Annotated in this window: 15 protein-coding genes; 6 read left to right on the top strand and 9 right to left on the bottom strand. The window is 35.0% G+C overall.

Annotated elements, in window-relative coordinates; all coding sequences use genetic code 11:
- Nucleotides 1-142: 142 nt before the first annotated feature.
- From HNQ00_RS12715 to HNQ00_RS12690, 6 genes are all read right to left on the bottom strand, one after another.
- Nucleotides 143-1675: a SulP family inorganic anion transporter gene (locus HNQ00_RS12715; RefSeq protein WP_173838876.1), complete on the bottom strand. Its 1533-nt coding sequence runs from the start codon at nt 1673-1675 to the stop codon at nt 143-145.
- 307 nt (nt 1676-1982) lie between these two features.
- Complete coding sequence (locus HNQ00_RS12710; protein ID WP_173838875.1) at nt 1983-4337, bottom strand: response regulator; 2355 nt, start codon at nt 4335-4337, stop codon at nt 1983-1985.
- Nucleotides 4334-4765 carry a hypothetical protein gene (locus tag HNQ00_RS12705; protein WP_173838874.1) on the bottom strand — a complete coding sequence of 144 codons (432 nt, stop codon included), beginning with the start codon at nt 4763-4765 and terminating at the stop codon, nt 4334-4336. Before HNQ00_RS12705 ends, HNQ00_RS12710 begins: the two co-directional genes overlap by 4 nt.
- Nucleotides 4766-4790: 25 nt before the next feature.
- Entirely contained in the window at nt 4791-5201 is a 411-nt protein-coding gene (locus HNQ00_RS12700) for a response regulator (protein ID WP_173838873.1), read from the bottom strand.
- A 12-nt stretch (nt 5202-5213) separates the two neighbouring features.
- A complete protein-coding gene (locus HNQ00_RS12695; RefSeq protein ID WP_173838872.1) occupies nt 5214-5927 on the bottom strand; it encodes a sensor histidine kinase in 714 nt (237 codons plus the stop codon).
- Between the two features lie 6 nt (nt 5928-5933).
- A complete protein-coding gene (locus tag HNQ00_RS12690; RefSeq protein ID WP_173838871.1) occupies nt 5934-8681 on the bottom strand; it encodes a PAS domain S-box protein in 2748 nt (915 codons plus the stop codon).
- Nucleotides 8682-9134: 453 nt separating this feature from the next.
- Here HNQ00_RS12690 and HNQ00_RS12685 point away from each other — a divergent pair, with 453 nt between their 5' ends.
- Nucleotides 9135-14381: an endonuclease gene (locus HNQ00_RS12685; RefSeq protein WP_173838870.1), complete on the top strand. Its 5247-nt coding sequence runs from the start codon at nt 9135-9137 to the stop codon at nt 14379-14381.
- Nucleotides 14382-14444: 63 nt separating this feature from the next.
- Here the strand turns inward: HNQ00_RS12685 and HNQ00_RS12680 are convergent, their stop codons facing one another.
- The 3 genes from HNQ00_RS12680 to HNQ00_RS12670 are packed head-to-tail and all read right to left on the bottom strand — an operon-like array spanning nt 14445 to nt 18429.
- The gene (locus HNQ00_RS12680; RefSeq protein ID WP_173838869.1) at nt 14445-16037 is read right to left on the bottom strand and encodes an MFS transporter; all 1593 of its coding nucleotides are present in this window, start codon (nt 16035-16037) and stop codon (nt 14445-14447) included.
- Between the two features lie 6 nt (nt 16038-16043).
- Nucleotides 16044-17105 (bottom strand): HlyD family secretion protein, encoded by a 1062-nt coding sequence (locus HNQ00_RS12675; RefSeq protein ID WP_173838868.1) that lies wholly within the window; start codon nt 17103-17105, stop codon nt 16044-16046.
- A gap of 1 nt (nt 17106) precedes the next feature.
- Nucleotides 17107-18429, bottom strand: coding sequence for a TolC family protein (locus tag HNQ00_RS12670; RefSeq protein WP_254598519.1), 1323 nt, complete (start codon nt 18427-18429; stop codon nt 17107-17109).
- 97 nt (nt 18430-18526) lie between these two features.
- Here HNQ00_RS12670 and HNQ00_RS12665 point away from each other — a divergent pair, with 97 nt between their 5' ends.
- The 5 genes from HNQ00_RS12665 (at nt 18527) to HNQ00_RS12645 (ending at nt 24357) form a co-directional block, all read left to right on the top strand.
- Nucleotides 18527-19363 (top strand): AraC family transcriptional regulator, encoded by an 837-nt coding sequence (locus HNQ00_RS12665; protein ID WP_173838866.1) that lies wholly within the window; start codon nt 18527-18529, stop codon nt 19361-19363.
- A 190-nt stretch (nt 19364-19553) separates the two neighbouring features.
- Nucleotides 19554-20459 carry a DnaJ C-terminal domain-containing protein gene (locus tag HNQ00_RS12660; RefSeq protein WP_173838865.1) on the top strand — a complete coding sequence of 302 codons (906 nt, stop codon included), beginning with the start codon at nt 19554-19556 and terminating at the stop codon, nt 20457-20459.
- A complete protein-coding gene (locus tag HNQ00_RS12655) occupies nt 20456-20746 on the top strand; it encodes a chaperone modulator CbpM (RefSeq protein WP_173838864.1) in 291 nt (96 codons plus the stop codon). Before HNQ00_RS12660 ends, HNQ00_RS12655 begins: the two co-directional genes overlap by 4 nt.
- A 178-nt stretch (nt 20747-20924) precedes the next feature.
- Complete coding sequence (locus HNQ00_RS12650; protein WP_173838863.1) at nt 20925-23984, top strand: PAS domain S-box protein; 3060 nt, start codon at nt 20925-20927, stop codon at nt 23982-23984.
- Complete coding sequence (locus tag HNQ00_RS12645; RefSeq protein WP_173838862.1) at nt 23971-24357, top strand: response regulator; 387 nt, start codon at nt 23971-23973, stop codon at nt 24355-24357. Before HNQ00_RS12650 ends, HNQ00_RS12645 begins: the two co-directional genes overlap by 14 nt.
- Nucleotides 24358-24411 lie beyond the last annotated feature (54 nt).

The following is a 24411-nucleotide window of genomic DNA, read 5'->3' as shown; positions in this document are numbered from 1 at the left end:
ATTGAGTAATCTTTTTGGGTACGCTTAACATAGCGTGTTTCTTCATGTTTTTCCATAAGGATACTTTTTGTGTATCGCTATTTCAGGACGGGACATAATGCACAAAAAAAAAGGGCTTGAAAAAATCAAGTCCTTTTTTTTTTTAGTTAGCCACCACTTTATAAGTAGGATCTTCCATGATGTTGATATCGATAACATCATCAGCATTATCTAATAAAATGCGACAATCTTTACTCAAGTGACGCAAGTGTACTTTCTTACCCAACTTAGCGTAACGCTCTGTAATTTTGTTTAACGCATCAATAGCACTCATATCGGCGATTTTACTTTCTCTAAAGTCAATAATTACTTCGTTAGGATCTTCAAATACGTCAAATTTTTCACTGAAAGCAGTTGTAGATGCAAAAAATAAAGGGCCGTATATTTCATAATGTTTTACACCATTTTCATCTATATATTTTTTAGCTCTAATTCTTTTAGCACTCTCCCATGCAAATACTAGCGCTGATATAATCACACCAATAAGCACAGCAAGCGCTAAGTTGTGAAGTAAAATTGTAACTACTGCAACTAACACACCCACAAAAATGTCGTGTTTAGGCATCTTATTGATAATTCGTAAACTAATCCATTCAAAGGTTCCTATAGCAACCATCACCATCACCCCTACAAGAGCAGCAATAGGTAACTTCTCTATTACGGGAGCACCAAACAAGATAATAATTAATATAGTAAAAGCGGCTATTATACCCGATAGTCTCGCTCTTGAACCCGCTGATAAATTTACTAATGTTTGTGCAATCATTGGACAACCTCCCATTCCAAAAAAGAAACCGTTCAATATATTTGCACCACCTTGAGCGATACATTCTCTATTACCACTTCCTTTTGTACCGGTCATTTCATCTACTAAATTCAAGGTTAGTAACCCCTCTGTCAATCCTACAGATGCCATTATCAATGAATATGGAAATATCAATTTTAATGTTTCGAATGTGAAAGCAATTTCAGGAACGTGAAAAGGAGGAAAACCACCGCTTACAGAAGCGATATCTGCAACTGTTTTGGTATCGATTCCGAATCCCAATACTAAACCGAAAACTACAATAATCGCTACTAATGAAGCGGGAATAGCTTTTGTAATTTTAGGAAAAACTAAAACTATCGCTATCGTTAAGAGCACCAAGCCTAGCATAATATACAATGGATTGCCTGATAACCAAACACTTTCTCCATTTACCATCGTTTTAAATTGTTCTAATTGCGACATGAATATAATGATAGCTAGTCCATTTACAAAACCAAACATTACAGGTTGCGGCACTAGCCTTATAAATTTACCTAGTTTAAAAACACCTACGAGTATTTGTAATACTCCTGCTAATGCTACCGCAGCAAACACATATTCTAAACCGCTTGATTGCATTAAGGCTATTAACACAATCACTGTAGCACCTGCTCCTCCAGAAACCATTCCTGGTCTTCCACCAAAAACGGCAGTAACTAATCCCATAATGAACGCAGCATACAATCCCACTAATGGAGGAAAGCCCGCTAAAATGGCAAAAGAAAGTGACTCTGGAATCATTGTCATTGCCACGGTTAATCCAGCTAGAATCTCTGTTTTGTAATTGACTTTTTGCGTAAAGTCGAATAAGTTGAAGTACTGTTTCATTCTTTTTTTAAACTATTTATATAATAATGCGTCCGCAAACACTGCTGCTTGCCAACTTTGAGGTAATTAAAATTATGGGATTTTAAAGGATTAGCAAGTTTGATTTGCGAAAACACCCTTCATAAAAAAACATCAGATAGCTGATACTATCCAATTTGCAAAGGTAAATCTTTTTAAAGCATGTTCAAACAAAAAAACAAAATCATTAAAAACGATCGAAATACAGCCCAATAGGGAATAAAAAACTGCTTGTAAATCGTTAAATTCACAAGCAGTTGTATCAGTTGTACGGCATTTTTTTAAATGCTTAAATATAGATTGTTCTATTCTTTAATTCTGTGATTACATCATTACTAATAGCCTGTAATTTTAAAACAGCATCAAAACGTGCTGTCCCTTCTGGATTTGTCAATAGTTCCTCTTCAATAATCGCAATGTAGTCTATGGCCTCTTGTATTTTTAAAATACTGATTGAAGATTTGAATTTGTGAATTTCATTCTTTAAATTCTCATCCTCTTTTGCAGCTGCATATGTTACGATATCGCTAATCGATTCGGGAGCGCTTTCTAAAAACAGCTCAATTACTTCTTGGATGAATTCGACGTCGTTATCGCTAAAATCTATTAAATATTCGAAATTAACCAAACTAGCTTTTGACAGCTCTTGCTTTGGTGGCAATTGATTAATCACAGTTGGTTGCTCTACCTTTAAATTATCGAATAGTTTTTCTAGTAATACATTAAAATCAAATGGTTTTGATAAATAATCATTCATTCCGTTTTCCCTGCATTTTTTTTCTTCATCTGCCGTAGCATGTGCAGTCATAGCGATAATTGGTACTTGCGACTTATCAAATGCTAGATTTTCTCTAATGTATTTTGTGACTTCATTACCATCCATTTCAGGCATTTGAATATCCATTAATATAATATCATAGTCGTTAGCTACTACTTTATTAATAGCAATTCGACCGTTTTCAGCAACATCAATTTCCTTGTTCCACTTTTTAAACAGCTTTACCGTCAATAATTGATTCAGCTCATTATCTTCCACTAGCAGGATGTTCTTACCTTTCAAAAAGCTAGGATCTAAAACTCGCTTACCAGTATTTTTTAAATCGCTACTGCTGTTACTGTCTTTAATAAATGGCAAAGAGAAAGAAAAAACACTTCCTTTATCTATCTCACTCTCTACTTTTATCTCGCCGCCCTGCAATTCAACTAACTTTTTAGTGATAGTTAATCCTAAACCGGTACCACCATATTTTCTAGTTGTTTCATTAGATGCCTGATTAAAACTCTCAAAAATGGAATCCAATTTATCTTCTGGAATTCCAATTCCTGTATCAATAATCGAAAAGCGAACGTGAGTTGTAGTTGCTGAAATTTCTTCTTCTGCTAACTTAACAAGAACGCTACCTTCATTTGTGAATTTTAAAGCGTTACCTGCTAGGTTAATTAAAATTTGTGATAATCGAGTAGGATCTCCTATCAAGGTATCTGTTAGCGTATCTGGAATCATACTGCTTATTGTAACGTGCTTCCCTTTTACACTAGCTCCAATTAATTCAACTACAGAATTCACTGTTTTTGATATAGAAAAAGGGATCGTTTCAAATACCATTTTATCAGCTTCAATTTTAGATAGGTCTAAGATATCATTGATAATTGTCATTAAATTTTCGCCAGCCGTACGTATAGCAAGAACACTTTGTAGTTGATTTTCATCAAGAGTAGTTTCTTCTAAAATTTTTGCAAACCCCACTACTCCATTCATCGGTGTTCTTATTTCGTGACTCATGTTAGTCAAAAAACGTTCTTTCAATTTCACAGATTCCTCTGCTAAATTTTTGGCATCAATCAACTCTTGTTCAATCTCTTTTTGAATACTCACATCTTGAACAGTACCTAAAACTTTTAAAGGATAGTTATTTTCATCTGTTAAGCATTTTATATATTCATTGATATATTTGATGGTGCCCTGTTTGCCTAAAATAGTGTGACTAAACCACTCCCGTTGTACGTTAAGTTGAACAGCGCTAATTTTTTCATCAAATAAAATACTATCGTTTTCACTAATTAAGCAAGACTTAAATAAGTCAATAGAAGGTGTTACTGCTCGATCAATTTCTAAAATATTAAACAACTCATCAGAAAAGTACACATCACCATTGATTAAATTAATTTCCCAACTTCCTATTTTCGCCAGCTTTTGAGCTTCAGAGAGTCGGTTAGCATTTAACTTTAGTTCAAGCTCGGCTTGCTTGCGTAAAACTTGGTTTTCATGTAATTTTAATGCAGTTCTAATGCTATGTGCAATAGCATCTGAACTGAGTAAGGTTTTTAACATATAATCTGACGCTCCTGCTAAAATAGCTTGACTTGCAATTTTCTCATCTCCTTGCGAAGTGATAAAGATAACAGGGGTTTCAACACCTGATAGGCGCATTTGATTTAGAATTGAGATCCCGTCTAAATCGGGCATCATGTAATCTAAAAATATTAAATCATAAGGCTGTAACGCTAACTTTTCAAAACCTTCCTTTGCAGAATAGGCCGTGTCCATTTCAGCGTTGATATCAGATTTACTTACAGATCTAACAATAGTTATTGCATCAACTTTGTCATCATCAATAATTAAAACTTTAAGCGGTTTATTCATAGGGTGTTTGTTGCTTGTGAAAATTCTATAGTACTCAAGTACTTTTCGAGGGTGCAATATACATTGCGTGTTTCTTCTTCATTATTAGGCATCTGGATACAAGCAGCAATGTTAAGCGCTAACAACTCCTTTTTAAATTCATCATCTGCCGTTTCTACTAATACGAATATCAATGTCGACTTTAATCGCACATTACTCCTTATTTCTTTAATCAAATTTAATGCCTCTTTACAGCCATTAACACAATTTAAAAATAATACTTTGGGAATAGCAACTGTGCCTTCGTCGTGAAGTAGTGCAGGCCAAGCTTGCGCTGCGTCTTCAACAGTTTTAAGAACAATGTGAGGATTTTTTTCGATAAAAAAGTTTAGAAATACATTAGCATCCCTTTGACGATTATCAACTAGTAATATATTAAAACTTTTCATATTAGTATCGCATTAATTGGTCCAGCTACATTTCGCAGAGCTGCCAAAAATTATTTAAAGTAGCAACCGAAGCTATAAACTTCTCAAATGATAACGGTTTTAAGATGTACCCTGCAATGTTCAAATTGTAAGCGTTTATTTTATCGCTATCCTCATTTGAAGTAGTCATTACAAATACTGAAATGTTTTTAAGGCGTTCATTTGCTCTCAGCTCCTTTAAAAATTCAATCCCGTTCATCTTAGGCATATTGATGTCTAAAATAATAATTTTAGGCAACGGAATAATCTTGTCTTCTAATAGTTCTAGTGCTTCAACACCATTACCAGCTATAAAAAGAGGGTTTTTAATATTATTTTTAGAAAACGCTCTTTTGACATTCATCACATCTACTTCATCGTCTTCAACTAATAATATATTTACTAATTTGTCATTCATTGTATTAGGTATTTATAGGTTAATTTTAGGCCATATCATTTTAAAAGTAGTCAATTCATTTGAATCATAAACGAGATCTCCATTAATTGACTGCATAATTTTTTTACTAATTGTTAATCCTGCACCAGTGGTCTCAAAATGATCTTTTGAACTTGCAGTATAAAAAATATTGAAAATTTTATCTTCGATTTCTTTCAAAATTCCAGGCCCGTTATCGGCTATGATAATTTGATAATTGGAGCTTGTTTCTTCTACTGTAACAAAAATATTCTTTTTTTCGTTAGTATTAAACCTTATTGCATTTTCTATTAATTCAGTTAGTACTTTTTGTATTTTATTGCCCACTATGGCAACTTCAATTTGCGGTAAATTGTAATTCACTATTACTGTTGCCGATGATTTCCCTAAAGCTATAACTGTTACATCATCTATAAATTGCTTTAAGTCAACCATTCTTTGCTCACTCTCTAGCTTATTCACTCGAGAAAGTTCTAATAATGCGTTCATCATATTCTCTAAACGCCCTACCCTATTCTTTAATAATTTAAAATTTTCTGAAATATCATTCGTATTTTCATCTACTAGGTCTTCTTCAATCCAAGTGGTGATATTGCTTATCGCCCTCATGGGACTTTTTAAATCATGTGAAACGATGTATATAAAATCCTCGTACTCCTTTTTTAGAGTTTCGTATTCATTTGAATGTTTTTTGTGTGATACTAACATTGCTGTTTATTTAGGTACTGTAAATACGAAGCTAGCGCCTCCTTTATTATTTGTTTCGATGTGAATAGAACCACCACCCTCATCAATTATCTTTTTAACAATCGACAAGCCTATTCCTGTGCTTTCTTTTTTATCTCTTGCCTGAATAGTTTGAAAAACGCCAAAAACTTTGTCACGATATTCTGGCTCGATTCCAGGTCCATTGTCGGCTATGGTAAATTGATGAAAATCTTCTGTATCCGTATATGAGCAGTCGATTATCCCCTGCTCCTTGTCATTATATTTAACGGCATTACTAAATAAGTTACTAAAGACTTGATACAATAATATCTTAGCATTAAACACAACAGGCAAATTGCTAACAGTGACTTTATAATTCTCTACAGGTATCAAAGACTCTACAATGTGGCCTACAAGTTCATTTAAATCAATGGATTCTTTTTCGATTTTTGTTCGACCAATTCTTGAATAATCTAACACACCATTTATAAGATTTTCCATTCTTAAAATGCGACCTCTCAACAAGCTTAAATTTTTACGAACATCATCGGGCATTTCTGGCATATCCTCAACGATCCATTCAGCCAAATTATTAATCGCTCTCAATGGCGCTTTTAAGTCATGAGAAACTACATAAGCAAATTGATCCAGTTCCTTATTGTTCTTCTCTAAGTCGATCAAAGCGTCTGTTAGGTTTACTTCTGCTAATTTTTTCTCTGTAATATCAAAACTAATCGCCACATATTGGTATGGCTTACCTGTTTTATCAATGAAGGGAACAATTGTAGTTTCAACCCAGTATAATGAGCCATCCTTTGCTAATTGTTGTAACTGGCCTTTCCATGTTTTACCATTGATAATGTACAACCAGATCTTCCTAACTAATACACTAGCTTCTGTTCCTAAATCGTTGCTGTATAAACGTTGCCCTAGCAATTCGGTTTCAGAATATTGCGATAGTTTGCAAAACTTATCATTCACATAAGTTAAGACTCCAGCCTCATCACTTATATTCACAATTGCAGCCTCATCAAGAGCGGCTCTAATATCGTTAATCTCCTTAGCTTTATCTGCGATTTTATTTTGAGCAATTTGGATATCAGTAACATCTTGAATATTCCCTTGCATCCCTATAACATTTTCATTGTCATCAGTAAATGCACTTCCAATTTCGAGAATGTACTTCATACGCCCGTCAGGAAATAAAATACGATAATTGATTTTAAAATCTTCCTTGCTTTTTGCAAAGTTATTTTCGAGTTGATCAAGCATCACCAAATCCTCTGGATGAATTCTAGCTCGGTACGCAGCATTCAACTCTGCAGCTGGAAGTTCGCCTAGTTCAAAAATTAAATAATGTCCCTTAGACCATATTAATTCTTTTGAGCTAACATCATATTTCCAACTACCTATTTTTGCAATGCGTTGGGACTCATCGAGAAGTAATTTATTTTTAATCAAATTATCTTCTGCTTCCTTCTCTTTAGTAATATCTTTAGCAATTCCTAAATAGCCAATCGTTTCTCCTATTTCATCGTGAATAGCAGTCATGGATAATTGTATAGGGAAGATGGTTCCATTCTTATTGACATAAGTCCACTCTTGCGAGTTAGCTGCTTTAAGCGTTTTTGCTTTATAGACTAAGGTTTCAAATGGCGTTGCTACTGCTACACCATACTCCTTTGTCAAGGCCTCAGCATCTTCTTTAATTTCTGACTCTAAATGAAAGCTAAACGGATATTGTAAACCAATAACCTCCTCTGATTTATAACCCAGAAGCTTCTCTGCCCCTTGATTAAACTGTTTTATTGTTCCATTAATATCAGTGGCAATAATAGAAAATTCGGCAGAGTTTAATATGGCTGTTAGATCTGTGGTTAGATTAAAAAGAATCTCTTGCTGCTTTTTCTCAGCCGTCATGTCCCTAGCAATACAATATAAGTTTCCTGTTTCAGGATCTGGTGATGTATTCCAACTCAAGAATACTATAGTCCTGTCCTTGCAGTAAAATCGATTTTCGAAACTGATAGATTGCTGACCATTAGCTAATTTTTCGACTTCCAAAATCGTTTTTTCATGGTCATCAGGATGTAAAAACTTAAAGAATGACTGCCCCTCTACTTCATCAATCTCATAACCTAAAACGGTAGTAAATGCAGGATTTACTTTGTAAAAATTACCGTCAATATTAGCAATACAAACAAGATCCTTTGAGAGTGCGACAAAGTTTATAAATTCTTTTTGAGCCGTCTCTAGAACGGTATTCTTATTTCGTAATTTAAGAAGACTAACCACTTGATTACTCAACAGTTTTAAAGATTCCTTTTGTTGCTCACTTAATTTTCGTGGCACAGTATCGATAACGCACAGTGTTCCTAAATTGAATCCATTCTCATCTTTTATAGGTGCCCCGGCATAAAATCTAATGTTGGGATCACCGGTTACTAATGGATTGTCTACAAATTTCCCGTCTTCTAAGGCATTATTAATCTCATAGACATCGTCACTCATAATGGCATATTGACAAAACGAAATCTCTCTGCGGGTTTCTTTAGCATCAATTCCTACAGTAGATTTAAACCACTGCCGATCTTCATCAAGCAAACTCACTAGCGAGATAGGTGTGCCACATATAAAAGAGGCTAATTTTGTTATTGCATCATACTCTTCCTCAGGTAAAGAGTCCATGATAGCGTATTTTTTTAATGCTTTAATGCGTTCGAGCTCATTAGTAGGTTGTGGAAATTTCTTCATTCGGATAGTGGGGTTATGTTTTTGAAAGAGCCAACTTATAATAGTGTAAACCTACTTAAAAAAAGTATAGCTGCTGTTAATAATAGGAATAATAACGGTTATTGACAGTATATTTATTGAATACTAAAAGTAATCTTTAATAATTTAAAAAGCAGTAATTAAAAGTCTATATCTCTCTTAGATCTTCTGCTTTTAATAACAATGTTGAGATAGTAGCTCTATTTTCTACTGATTATAGCTAATTAGAATAGTCACTATTTTACAAAATTTAAAACACAAAACTGACACACCATTCTAAAATATTGTAATTCAAACACATAAATAACAACCAAAGGATTTTCACTTAATAAAAACGAAAATAAACTACCAACCCAATTTAACAATTTATTAATACATACAGCCTATTTTTCTTAACATTATCTTTATTTTTACGTCAAAATAACCAAAACTTATATGAAACAACTTTACATTCGAAAACAACTAAAATTGCTGGGGACCCTGCTGCTAATTAGTGGCGCGGCATTCGCTCAAATTCCATCCTATTATAATGGAACAAATCTCAATCAAACTGGCAACACATTAAAGACAACATTATCTCAATTAATTAGCGCAAACACTACCTCTTTAAGTTATACTCCAGGCGTTTGGGATGCTCTTAAACTAACTGACATTGATCCTGCAAATCCTAACAATGTATTGCTTGTTTATGGATACAACGACACGGATACAGATACTAGCAATGATCGAACTCGTTCAAAGGATGCAAATGGTGGAAATGCTGGTCAATGGAATCGCGAACACGTTTATGCCAAATCTTTAGGCGTACCTAACTTAGGGACTTCGGGACCTGGAAGTGATGCACATCATTTAAGAGCTTCTGATATTGCTTTTAACGCCACAAGAAGTAATTATCCTTATGGAGCTGGATCAGGAAATGCCGGTCTTTTTAACAACACTTTTTTCTATCCTGGTGATGAGTGGAAAGGTGATGTTGCTCGAATGCTGATGTACATGTATTTGCGCTATGGTGAACAATGCCTTCCTGCAAACGTTACCGTAGGACCGCGTACTTTTAACAATGATATTACCGATATTTTACTACTGTGGAACATTGAAGATCCTGTATCTCAATTTGAATTAAATCGAAACACAATTTTAGAGGGAGTTCAAGGTAATCGAAATCCTTTTATTGATAATCCTGCATTTGCAACAACAATTTGGGGCGGTCCTCAAGCCGAAAATCGCTTCACCGGAAATACCACTGCAGATACTCAGGCTCCTACAACCCCTAGTAACCTAGTTGTCAACAGCGTTACGCAAGATACTGCAATACTAAACTGGACTGCAAGCACAGATGATGTTGCTGTTTTAGGATACCGTATTTTTAACGGAACTAACTTCTTAGCTTCATCCCAAAATAATAGCTATAACCTAGTCGGCTTAACCGCTAATACTAGCTACACACTTACTATTAAAGCTTTTGATGCTGCAGGAAACAATTCTCTAGCTAGCAATACTGTTACATTTACAACTACTGCCACTACAACTGCGCCTAATCCTATTGCAACGGTATTTATTAACGAAATTCATTATGACAATGCTGGAACTGACGTAGGAGAAGGTGTCGAAATCGCCGGAACGGCAGGTACTGATTTAAGCAATTGGTCTATTATTCCATACAATGGTAATGGTGGCGCTAGTTATACTCCAGTGGGAGTGCTTTCTGGTACAATCCCAGAGCAGTCAAATGGTTTTGGGACTGTATTTGTTCCTATCATTGGACTTCAAAATGGTGCGCCTGATGGTTTAGCACTAATAAACAACCTTGGAGAAGTGGTTCAGTTTTTAAGCTATGAAGGGAGTTTTGTTGCCACAAATGGTCCTGCAAACGGAATGACAAGCACAGACATAGGCGTTATACAAAACGGCCTTGATGCTGCAGGCTTGTCGTTACAACTTGTAGGTACTGGTAACAGCTACGCCAACTTTACTTGGCAAGCAGCCACAACTAGCACTTATGGAGCGGTCAATTTAGGACAGTCTTTTACTAAAGTAGCGGTTAAATTAGTCCCTCCTACAAACGTAGTTGCTTCAAACCTTACTACTACTGCTGTCACTTTATCGTGGGAGCCGTCAAACGGAACTGCTTACACTATTTACAATAATGATGAAGAATTGCAGACGGTTACAACCAATAGCGCTACTTTATCAAATTTAAAAGAAAACACCACCTATAATTTTACGGTAAGAGCAATCGATGAAGCAGATAACAGTTCAGATCCTAGTGCCGCTATTACTGTAACTACTTTAAAAGGAACAGCAACGACGACTACTGCTACTGTTTTTATTAACGAAATTCACTATGACAATGCTGGTACAGATCTTGACGAAGGTGTAGAAATCGCGGGACCTGCAGGAACTGATATTACTAATTGGAAAATTATCCCTTACAATGGAAGCGGTGGTGCAAGCTACACTCCTATTGGTGTTTTATCAGGAGTAATTCCGGATCAATCAAATGGGTATGGAACAGTATCAATAGCTATTGCTGGTTTACAAAATGGAGCTCCGGACGGAATTGCCTTAGTAGATAACAATGATAATGTTATTCAATTTTTAAGCTACGAAGGGAGTTTTACAGCGACAAATGGTCCTGCAAACGGATTGACAAGCACAGATATAGGAGTTGCTGAAACAAGTACAGCAACAATTGGAACCTCTTTACAATTAGTTGGAAAAGGAACTACATATACCGACTTTACATGGGAAGCAGCAACGAGTACCTTTGGTGCTGTGAACGCAGGACAAAATTTTGGAGATCTGGTTTTTATAAACGAGATTCATTATGACAACGCTGGAACAGATGAGAATGAAGGCGTCGAAATTGCTGGATATGCTGGGACTGATTTAACTAACTGGACTATTGTGCCTTACAATGGATCTAACGGTGCTAGTTATACACCTATTGGTACTTTGTCAGGTTCTATTCCTAATCAAAGTAATGGGTACGGAACAGTATATGTTGCCATTCCAGGTTTACAAAATGGTTCCCCTGATGCACTTGCATTAGTAAATCCAGAAGGAAAAGTGGTTCAATTTTTAAGCTACGAAGGAAGTTTTACTGCTACTAACGGTCCTGCAAACGGAATTACCAGTACAGATATTGGTATCGCTGAAGCGAGCACTGCGGCCATTGGCAGTTCGCTACAATTAACTGGTGCTGGATTTAAATATAGCGATTTTACTTGGCAAGCTGCCACAGCAACTTCAGGAGCTATTAATTCAGGGCAATTCTTTAAAGATGTAGCCGATACACTTATCGTTTTACCTATCGCTGAAGCAAGAGCAAAAGCAGACGGTGAAATTGTAACCATAACAGGAACATTAACGGTCTCTGACCAATTAGGAGGATCTGCCTATATTCAAGATGCTACAGGAGCTGTTGCCGTTTTTGATAAAACGGTTCATGGAACTGGTTTATTTAAAATAGGAGAATCACTAACTATTACAGGAAACAAAAGTACTTACAATGAGCAAATCCAAATTAGCCCAGTTAGTGCTGTAAAAAGTAACGGTCAAGCGGCACAATTGATTAGTCCGCTTACGATCACTTTATCTGAAATGAGTGCACACCCAGGAGAATTAGTTCGTATTCAAAACCCAGTATTTGCTAAGCCTGGAGCTATTATTTTTGGTAATTCAAGTGTCGATATTACTGATGCTACTGCAAAAGCACAATTTAGATTAGATGCTGATGTAGCAGACTTAACTGGTTTTAGTCAACCAGAGAATTGTTCAGAAGTAATAGGTGTTGTTTCTAATTTTTATGCCACACAGCAATTGCTACCTAGAATGCAAAGTGATTTTCCATGTGCAGCAAAATACCAACAAGCGGGTACAGACTTGGCTATTTCTAAAGACAAAACCCTAGATATCGTTACTTGGAATATTGCTTGGTTTGGTGATGAGAAAAACGCTCCTACTGCAGGTCAAGTAAATGCTGATGAGATCCAGAAAGAGGCTGTAAAAACTGTATTACAAAGCCTAGATGCTGACATCTACGCCGTTGAAGAAATTTCAGACGAACCTTTGTTCAAACAAATGGTAAGCGAAATGAACGATTATAGCTATGTGTTATCTAAAGCTACTTCTTATCCTAACGATACTACAACAGATTCTCAAAAGGTAGGATTCATATATAAGAATAAAACGGTAAAACCGGTAAGTACTAAGGTGTTATTAGAAACAGTACACCCGTACTACAATGGTGGTGATGTTTCGGCTTTAGCCAATTACCCTACTGCAGATAAAACACGCTTTTTTGCTAGCGGAAGAATGCCTTTTATGCTTACCGCTAATGTGACCATCGATGGTACCGAAAAACAAATTAACATCATTGATTTACATGCGAGAGCAAATACTTCTGGTGGAGCACAAGAAAAATACGATATGCGTAAATTTGATGTCGAAATGCTTAAAGACAGTTTAGACACGCAATACCCAGACGCTAATTTAATTCTTTTAGGTGATTACAATGACGATGTAGATTTCACGGTTTCTGATGTTACTACTACTGCCTCATCATATAGTGCTTATGTTGCTGATACTACGCGTTATTCGATACCTACAAAATCATTAAGTGATGGTGGATTTAGATCGTATGCTACTTATGAGAATATGATTGATCACATCACACTTTCTAATGAATTAGCCACTTCTTATATTCCAGAAACAGCACGAGTACATTATGAATTCTACTCGGCCACTTATACTAAAACAGCTTCAGACCACTTCCCAGTTTCGATACGTTTAAAATTAAAAGATTTAAAAATCGAATCTGTTTCTAGTTCAAATACTATCTGTTTTGGTAACGAAGATGGTTTTGCAAACGTAACCGTTTCTGGAGGTATTAGTCCGTATACCTATACGTGGAATACGGGAGCAACGACTTCAGAAATCACAAATTTAGCTGCAGGAAAATATACCGTAGTGATTGAGGATGCTGTTAAACAAACGGTAACATCAACGTTTACTATTGAAGAGTCTAAGGAGATCCAAATCCCATCAGCAGATGAAGTAACTGTTTATAAAGGATACAGCCCACAAGCGTATGCCACTTTAAAAACAGGTACTATTACAGGAGGTGTACTCCCATTTACGTACGAATGGAGCAACGGTGCTAAAACGGCTTCAATAAAAGTTTGCCCTGACCAAACAACAACTTACACACTTACCGTTACTGACGCAGTGGGTTGTACAGCAACTACAGAACGTACCGTAAATGTACAAGATGTTTCTTGTGGCAATAACAGACGTTATCCTAAAGTTGAAATTTGCCATAAAGGAAAAACAATATGTGTAGATGAGTATGCTGTAAGAGCACACTTAGCACATGGAGACACATTAGGAGGCTGCGATAACAGTACACCGGATAATTCTTGTGTAATTACAAATGTGGTCGTTTATCCTAATCCATTTGTAAGTAATGTTAATGTGAGTATTAACAGTACGGCTGTAGCCAAAGCTGATTTTTACATCTACAATATCTACGGGCAACTAGTAAGTCAATCTTCGCAAGAGATTGCCGCTGGTAAATCAGTAACCAACTTAGAATTATCAAAATTACGCAGAGGGTTTTACTTCCTTAAAACCGTTATTAATGGTAAAAACAGAAACGTAAAATACTTGATTAAAAAGTAAAATACCGTTTTTAAACCTAAATTAAAAAGCCATCAAAATTATTTTTGATGGCTTTTTTTCGTTCTATATAGGAATTATTTTGGAACCAATTTTTCTAAAATGGTAATGCAAGTGTGGTAATAGAGTAATTCCTAACATGATGAAAGCAATCGCTATTCCCATGTAGTAATAGTAATCTCTAGCAAATAGTAAATTAGTATGGCTAGACACCGCTTTACCTAATAATTTCTTGGCCATAACCTTAGCCTTTAATGGTGATGCACCGTTCAACGCTGCTGTACTCTCATAAAATTGCAAGCGTTGTGTGGCTGCGGTATTTAACGTGTTTACAGTTCTACCTAACACCTCATAATGAACACTTACCTGTCTAAAATTCATAAAAGACACTAAAGCTAGACTGCAAGTAAAAGCAAAAAACCGAAAAGAAACCCCACTTAGCGAAGCTGAAAAGCTTTTAGACTCTGGTACTGATGTGATTAGAAAAAGCACGATGGATAGCATCAATATTCCGTTTCCTAACCCTTGAAAAAACAGCGGCAATAACACCGATCGCACATTGGCCTCTGAGCCAAAAACAAAGAACATCTGGATATGGTAAACCAATAGAAACGCAAATCCTGTAATCCAAATTAGCCGCATAGGATGTTTTAAAAGAATAAAGCGAGCAGTAACACTGATTCCTATGACAATGCCTACCGCATTTACAAACATGATGTAGGCATAGTTATAAGAATCTAAATGCATCTCATCAAGAAAAAATGAATTAGCCACACTTAAATCTCCTTTACAAACATAGTACAACATTAATAAAACGGCACCTAACTTGAAATTGCGGTATTTATAAATTTCTAAATCTATAAATGGTCGTTTGCTGTGTCGCTGCTTAATGATAAAAACAGCAACCATCAGTACAATTACAACTGAGCAAAACCAAATGCGGCCGCTATTATACCAGTCATAATAAAACCCATAAAGAATTACATAAGCAATCGTAATCAAGATGGTAGTGTAAATAATATAACTTGACCAATCCAGTTTAAACAGCGGTATTCTTTTTTCATGCAGTCTAATGTTTTTTCGAAGGCTAAAAAACAATAGCAAAACACCGGGTATTTGTACATAAATAATTGCTAGATACAGTACATTGAAATCATAATTTTGAAAAATATACGCATCGAATAAATACGAAAATGCATTCGAAATTAAAAGTGTACCATAGAACACTGCATACCCTAAAATCCTTGCCCTATTAGAATGGTATTGAGCAAAAATAAGATTCAAAATAATGCTTATTAAAGAAACACTGACCACGCCACCTAAATAGCGACAAATCATAAAAGTCATTTGATTGCTTGTGCTGTATAGGGTGACATTAATTGCCGTGAACAGCAATACACTCAATAAGAAATAACTTCGAGAAGCAAAGTACGTATAGAATCTGCGTTCTAAGGGAAAGAAACTAGCGATCCCAATGTAGTAAAGCACAATTGAAAACTGAATATCAGTGGGATCTAAACCGTAATAACTAGCCGCACTAGCAATCCCACCTATATATCCAGCTAACATGCAGATTACGGGCAAAATGGTTAGGAAGATCACTACTTTTATAAGCCACTTGGGCATCCAATCTTTAAAAATTAATGATGGCTGATTCATGCTGTATTATTTTTTTGATACTAATACTTCAGCATTCATCCCTGCGCGTAGATTTTTAGTTTTGTTAGCATCATCTGTAAGTGCAATTCGCACCGGAAAACGCTGAATTATTTTCACAAAATTACCTGTAGCATTATCAGGAGGAAGCAATGAAAAACGAGATCCTGTAGCAGGTGCTAGCGACTGAATTTTACCGTGAAACGTTTGATTGTCATAAGCATCAACTGTAATCTCTACCTCTTGACCTTCTTGCATTGAAGCAATTTGAGTTTCTTTAAAATTAGCAACAATCCATTTACCTTGATCTTGATCTACAATGAACCCTAATGTTTGCCCTTTTTGTACTAGCTGCCCTACTTGCAATGTTTTGTCTCCCATCACTCCATCTGCTGGAGCTGTAATCACTGCATAAGATAAATTCAGTTGAATAGTTGCCACGATAGCTTCTCTTTGTTGCACCGTTGCTTTGGCTACAGCTACTTGTGTATCAACATCATTAATTTTGCCTTGAGCTGTTTTATATGAATTCTGCAATGCTTGGTAATCTGCTTTAGCGATATCAAGATTAGTTTTGATCATTTCAAAATGCTGCGGAGTCACCGCTTCTTCTTTTAACAGTTTTTCATAACGGTTAAATTCTTGCTGCTGTTGCCACAGTCTGGCTTTTGCACCAGCAATATTAGCTTGACTAATCGAGGCACTACTCACAGAGGTCATCGTATTACTTTGCAAGACTAATAGAGACGCTTTTGCAGCGCTTACCATTGCCAGCGCTTCTTGCAATTGCATTAATGATTCATTGTTATCAATAACTAATAAGGTGTCTCCTTTGTGTACTCGCTGATGATCTTTAAATTTAATCTCTTGCACAAAACCAGTTGTTCTGCTTAAAATTGGGTTGATATATTCTTCTACCTGAGCGTCATTTGTTTCTTCATATTGATACATGGTGTACAAAGTAATTGATCCATAAATCAATAATGAGGCAAGGACAAGTATCCCAATACCGTAGGTGATTTTTACAGTAATTCTATCGATGCGTTCGTGTTTTTCAGTATTTGTTGCCATTTTATAAGTTTCCGGTATTTTTAAGTAATTGGTAATAATGTAATTGTTCTGATATTTTAGCTGAAGCCAAATCATACTGTGCTTGCAACAACTGCGTATCTGCGTCAAGCAATTCAGTGATTAAAGAGAGTTGGTTGAAATAAGTTTGATTTAATATGCGATAATTTTCTGCTGCCTGTTTAATATTCAACTCTAATTCCTCAATTTTCTCTCTATCCTCTTGGTATCTTTTGTAGGCTCTGTTTATGTCTTTGCGCAATTGATCTTGCACATCTTGTTGCGCTACTTTTTGCTGCTCCAACTGAATTTTTGCGACAGCGTCTTTATGAACATCGTGGTATATTGATGAAATATCATAAGACATTTTTATGCCCACAACTCCTAATAAATAAGGCGCATTTGCATAAGGATACAATTTTATCTGAGGGTAGGAGTAGTTGTAATCCCCAAACAAACCTATTCTAGGCAATTTATCAGCTTCTAGTGCTTTAATATTTAATTCACTTAAAGCTAGCTTTTGCTCTTCAATTTTCTGCAATGGTGATTTAATTATCGCGGCTGCCACATATTGATCATAACTTAGGGCTACACGGTTTAGTTCTAAATCTATAGGATCTATTGGTTTCAAAACCTGATCATCAGGATCGCCCATAAAAATGTTAATTTCCTGCATGGCTAGCTGCTGGTCATTAACAATTGTCGTTAGTGCCGTTTTTTGTTTTGATAGCTGCAACTGCGCTCTAAGCAAATCACTTTTTAAAACGACGCCCGCGTTGTGCAACTTTTCAATTTGCTTTAGTCGTTCTTCATTTTGCTTTATGTTCTGCTTTACTAACTTTTCTAGCTGTAAGTACAACTGTAATTTTAAGTAGGATGTCGCAACTTGATAATGAATTGTCTCAGTTGTTTCCTCCTCTATATAATGTGCTAACTCTTTTTTGACAACCTCTTTTTGAATATTGGTTTTTAATTTGTGTCCGTTATAGATATCAAAGTAAGCGTCTAGTGTAGCGCCATAGATTGAATGATCTTCAAGCGGAATGAAATTTGCATCATGCAAAATACCATTAGTAAATACTGGAATATTAGCTAGTTTACCATAGTTTGCATTAAAACCTATTTCTGGTAGTTGTTTGCTTTTAGCCTGTTTTATAGCTTCTTCACCTGCAGAAACTTGCAAATGATTGACTTTTATTTGCTTACTATTTTCGAATGTTTTCTCCCAAACTTGATGGAGTGTGATGGGTATACTATCCTTTATAATACCCTGAGAATGTGCTATAAAAGGAAGAGTTATTACTACAAATAACAATATCTTTTTCATGAAAAATTTGGAATACATATTTAGATAAAAATTAAAGAGCAAAATTGCGACATATTTTCAAGTCTTATTTTACCAAATAAGCCATATATTTGTCAATATGAGCCAGAAGCAAAACAACCATAAAACACCTTCTCAAGAGCTATCATTTCTAGAAAAAGTGGATCAATTTCCACGATCTAGTTATGTGTACCATAGTAATGTGGAAGTACGACTAGACATGCACAACCACAGCAAGCACCAGCTAACCTATATTGAGGGTGGTGTAGCATACCTTCAAACTAAGGAGAATTCCTATTTCTTGCCTGCACGCCACTTTGTATGGATTCCAGCAGGGCTAGATCATTTTATAGAATTGCGAACATCTATTACTATGATGCGCAACATTTATATTCCTCCACAGGCATTAGCGTCAAACAGCTTTCATTCTAAAATGGGAATTTATCCTGTGTCAACATTGGTTTTAGAGATGATCTCGTTTACTGAAAATTGGAGTGAAAACATCATGAAAAAAGAATCTGAGAAATATTTGTATGTAAAAACGCTAGGAAATGTAATCGCCTCAACAAATAAAACGGCACTAGCAGTTGTGCTTCCTACCACTACAAATATTAGGTTACGCCCCATTCTTAGACATATTTATTTTAATGTTGATCAAACCTTACAATTAAAAGATATTGCCGAAAAATTCAGTTTAAGTAGTCGCAGTTTATCGCGCTTATTTAGAGAAAATCTAAACATTTCGTTTTTACAATATGTAAAACTTACGCGTATTATCTTAAGCATGGAAAAACTATTGCAAACCGATCTATCTATTAGCGAAATAGCCTACGCTTCCGGTTACAATAGCTTGGCTACATTCAGCAATACTTTCTTTGAAATTGCCAAGCTGCGACCAAGTGATTTTAGAAAAAAAAATAAAGAAAAGTCGACTTAAATTGAAAATGTCATTTATAATTATGATTAGTAATTGGTTTATAAAAAACAATTAAACACCTAAAATAAAAAATGTTATGAGGACTTATCTGCTGAAATTTGAGTAAATTTGAGAGAGCATATTTGTTCTCTGCTTAACAATAACTAGGTAGTCAAATGTGTAATTAAGTAATTATAAAAAAAATGTAAACATGGCATTTATAGATTATTACAAAGTCCTTGGTGTAGATAAAAAAGCAACAGAGACTGAAATTAAAAAGGCCTACCGCAAAATGGCCCGAAAACACCATCCTGATTTAAACCCAAATGACAAACAAGCCGAATTAAAGTTTAAAGAACTTAACGAAGCTAATGAAGTATTGAGCAACCCTGAGAACAGGAAAAAGTACGATCAGTATGGTGAGAATTGGGAACATGGTGAAGAATACGAAAAATCAAGACAACAGCAACAGAAACAACGGCAACAAAGCAGTGGCCCACAAGGAGGCTTTAATGGCTTTGAAGGAGCTGATTATTCTGATTTTTTTGAATCAATGTTCAATCAATCTGGTGGTGGAGGTGGTCAACGTCGCAGTCAACAATATAAAGGACAAGATTTTACCACAGCGCTACACTTAAGTTTAAAAGAAGCGTACACTAGTCATAAACGAACACTTAATGTGAACGGTAAAAACATCAGAATCACCATAGCTGCCGGAGTAGAAAACGGACAAGTGATAAAAATTCCGGGATATGGTGGCGAAGGAGTTTCTGGTGGTCCTAAGGGAGATTTATACATTACATTTTCTGTAGACAACGATGCTGATTTTAAACGAGACAAAGACAACCTCTACACCCTGGTCGAATTACCATTATACACTGCCGTTTTAGGTGGAGAGATTACCGTAAATACATTTGATGGAAAAGTAAAATTGACTATTGCCGCTGGAACTCAAAACAATGCTAAAGTCAAATTAAAAGGAAAAGGATTCCCTCTTTATAAAAAAGAAGGCGCTTTTGGTGACCTGTATATAACGTATACTATTTCTATTCCAAAACAATTATCTGATAAAGAAAAAGAATTATTTAACGAACTTTCTAAAATAAGTACACCATGAATTTAGAAAATTTAATAGCAATCAAATCAATAGCAAGTCACTACGAACTGGAGATTATTTTTTTCGAAAATTTAAATGACTTGGGAATCATAGAAATAATTACTGTAAATGAAGAGTATTATTTAGAACACGATATGATTATTAAAGTAGAAAAAGTGATTCGAATTCACAAAGATCTTGATATTAACACCGAAGGAATTGCAGTTGTGCTTAACTTACTAGAGAAAATCGATATGCTAGAACAAGAATTAAATGCTGCAAAAAATAGTCTGCGGCTATACCACTAATTTACAAAACATTATTTTCTCCCCATTGTCTGTTTTGTCATTTAATTTATAGTCATTGTTTGGCTCAAAAATACTTCTAATAAAATAATAGTATATTTACTACCTACTACTTTACTATTTTCGATTAGAAATTAACAACTTGCTATCAACAAAGGCACATTACAATTCCAGTACAGCTATGATTTATCTCAAGGAGGAACTTTACCAATTAGTAAAAAACGACAGTGCTATTTTTGATTTTATTCAAGAGCATGCACTAGATGGTTTATCATACTCTAATATAAGTGCTCCAGATTTGAACTGGGTTAATCCTGCCTTGCAAACTTTGTTAAAAAATGATCTTCCACCAGCAGATTCGGTGGCACTTGATCCCTTTATCGTTGATTTTTTTCCACTAATTAAAACAGCAAAAGGAGAGATTGATACTCAAGAAGTAACATTCAAATGTACAGATGGCCAAATTGTTAAAACGACATGCAAACTTCATTTTATTTATGACAATAACGATGAAGTGTATGCGGTCTTAAAAGCCTATAAAAAAGCAAAAAACACTAGTGAGCAACACGATATTCAAGAGATAAAAGAACATTTTGAACTGCTACAAAAGAAAGAGGCATTTTTAGACGAATGTAATAAGGCTGCTAACATAGGTTATTGGGAAGTTGATATTGAAAGCGACTTACTTTACTGGAGCGATGTTACTAAAACAATTCATGAAACTGCTCCAGATTACAGTCCCAAAATTGATACAGCGATCAATTTTTACAAAGATGGCGAGAGCAGAATAGTCATTGAGAAATCCTTTGCACTAGCAGTATCAGAAGGGAGAAACTTTGATCACGAACTACAAATAGTTACCGGTAAAGGCAACAGTAAATGGGTGCGATCAATTGGCCGTCCTACATTCGTTAATGGTATTTGCACTAGAGTTTCCGGTACTTTTCAGGACATTACAGTATTTAAGGAAAGTAATATTGCACTCACAATAGAAAAAGAGAAACTTTTAAGCGTTTTAAAAGGCTCTAACATTGGAACATGGGAGTGGAATATCCAAACAAATGAAACTGATCATAGTGAAATGTGGACAGAAATTCTTGGCTACACTTTAGCAGAATTACAACCTATTACCACTCAAAAATGGGAGCAGTTAGTGCATCCAGATGACGTTGAGTTTTCGAAGCTAAAAATTTCAGAGTATTTTGATCGAAAGTCAGAATATTATGAAGCTGAATACCGGATGAAACATAAAAACGGACACTGGATATGGATTTTAGATAAAGGAAAGGTGATTACTTGGACTGAGAATAATGAACCACTAATGATGTTTGGAACGCATTATGACATTACTGAACAAAAAAAAATCAACCAGCGTAATATGTTATTTATAGAGCAGACTCCTACTGCCATTGCCATGTTTGATAAAGAGATGCGTTATCTAGTAGCTTCTAAAAAATGGAAGGAAGATTATCATTTGACTGAAGAAAAGATTGTAGGAGTATCACAATATGATTTATTTCCTAACATAGCTGTAGAATGGGTTGATATTTACAAAAAATCGCTTCAAGGAATTGCAAGCCAAGGTAAAGACTGCCTTTTTATTAGAAAAGACGGTTCAAACATGTGGTTAAAGTGGGAAATAAAACCATGGTATGCTGATAATGGCGCTGTCGCTGGTGTCATTATATACTCCGATGATATTAGCCAAAGAAAAGAAATTGAAGAAAAATTACGCTTGAGCGAAGAGACTTTTAGAGGTAATTTTGAACATGCAGCCATAGGAATGGGATTGCTAGATGTTCATGGAAAATGGCTAAAAGTAAACAACAGCTTAGCAAAATTATTAGGCTATACAACAGAGGAGTTTGTAAAGCAGAGTGTAAAAAACTTGACCCATGTAGAAGATCTTGATAGCGATTTAGCCTTGATCTATGAACTCGTTGCAGGCAAGCGCTCGTACTACCAATTAGAAAAAAGGTTTATTAAAAAAGACAATACGATAATTAGTGCCATTTTATCTACTTCAATAGTTAGAGATGAAAACCAAGAGCCTCTATATTTCATCATTCAAATAGTAGACACAACGGAACAAAAAAAGGCAAAGAATGAATTATCTGAATCAATGTCGCGATTAGAAGGATTAATTGACTCCAGCACACAGGTTGCAATTATTGAAACAGATGTAAATGGTCTAATTTGCACCTTCAACAAAGGAGCCGAAAACCTGCTTGGTTACAGTAGAGAGGAAATGATATTAAAAAAAACACCATTAACATTTCATTCACAGGAGGAAATAAGTAGTAGAGCAAGCGAATTATCGTTAACATATAATCATGCTGTCAATGATTTTGATGTGTTTACTTTACCGGCACAAATGGGACTATATGACACAAGAGAATGGACTTACATTAAGAAAGACAAAACAAAGTTCCCAGTGCAATTGACGGTTACAACTGTAAAGAAAAATGAGAGAATTACCGGTTATCTAGGAGTTGCTGTAGACATTTCATACATAAAAGAAACAGAGAGAGAAATTCATACATTATTAAATGTAGCCAAAGGTCAGAATGAAAGATTAAAGAATTTTGCCCACATTGTTTCTCATAATTTAAGATCGCACTCGGGAAATATTACCATGATGATGGACCTCGCCGTACATGAGCAACCTGATTTATTAGAAAATGAATTAATCAGTATGCTTAAAACTGCTTCAACAAATCTTCAAGAAACTATTATGCACCTCAACGAGGTAGTCCTCATGAATAGTGCCGTCAATGAAAATTTGCACAGCATTAATTTATATGACTCTATAGCCGACACAATTCAAAACATGCATTCAATACTTTTTAATTCAAATGTTGAAATTATAAATACAATTGACAAGGATGTTACAGTATTAGCATTAGCAGCTTACTTAGAAAGTATTTTATTAAATCTCATGACTAATGCTGTTAAATATCGTTCAGAAGATAGAGATCCAATAATTAAAATTAGCACAGAAATTAAAGGAGATTATATCGTATTATCTATTGAAGATAACGGTATTGGCATCGACTTAAAGAAAAATGGATTCAAAATTTTTGGTATGTACAAAACTTTTCATAATAATAAAGACGCAAGAGGAATAGGTCTTTTTATTACTAAAAATCAAGTGGAAGCCATTAACGGGAAAATAGAAGTCGCGAGTAAAGAAAACATAGGAACAACCTTTAAAGTATATTTTAGATATGAAAAAAATTAATATAGCCTGTATCATCGATGATGATCCCATTTTTATTTTTGGTACTAAGAGAATAATGCAATTGACAAATTTTTGTGAAGGCTTCATGATTTTCCATAATGGGAAAGAAGCCTATGAAAATCTAAAAGCGATCATTATAAATAAAGAAAAATTACCTGACATCATCTTGCTTGATCTAAATATGCCAGTATGGGACGGTTGGCAATTTCTAGATGAATTTATTCAAATACCTAACAAAACTGAAATTACAATTTACATCATAACCAGCTCTGTAGATCCTGAAGATATTGAAAAGGCTAAATCATATGACGCTGTTAGTAATTACATTGTTAAGCCTATAACTATTGACAAGTTAAAAGAATTGATGATTTAATACTTTATAGATAATCGTAACTGTAAAAAAATTAATTAGCTAACTTATAATAGA

This window comes from Flavobacterium aeripolare, assembly GCF_013294025.1.
Classification (GTDB): domain Bacteria; phylum Bacteroidota; class Bacteroidia; order Flavobacteriales; family Flavobacteriaceae; genus Flavobacterium.
This window is presented reverse-complemented; position numbering and strand designations above follow the sequence as displayed.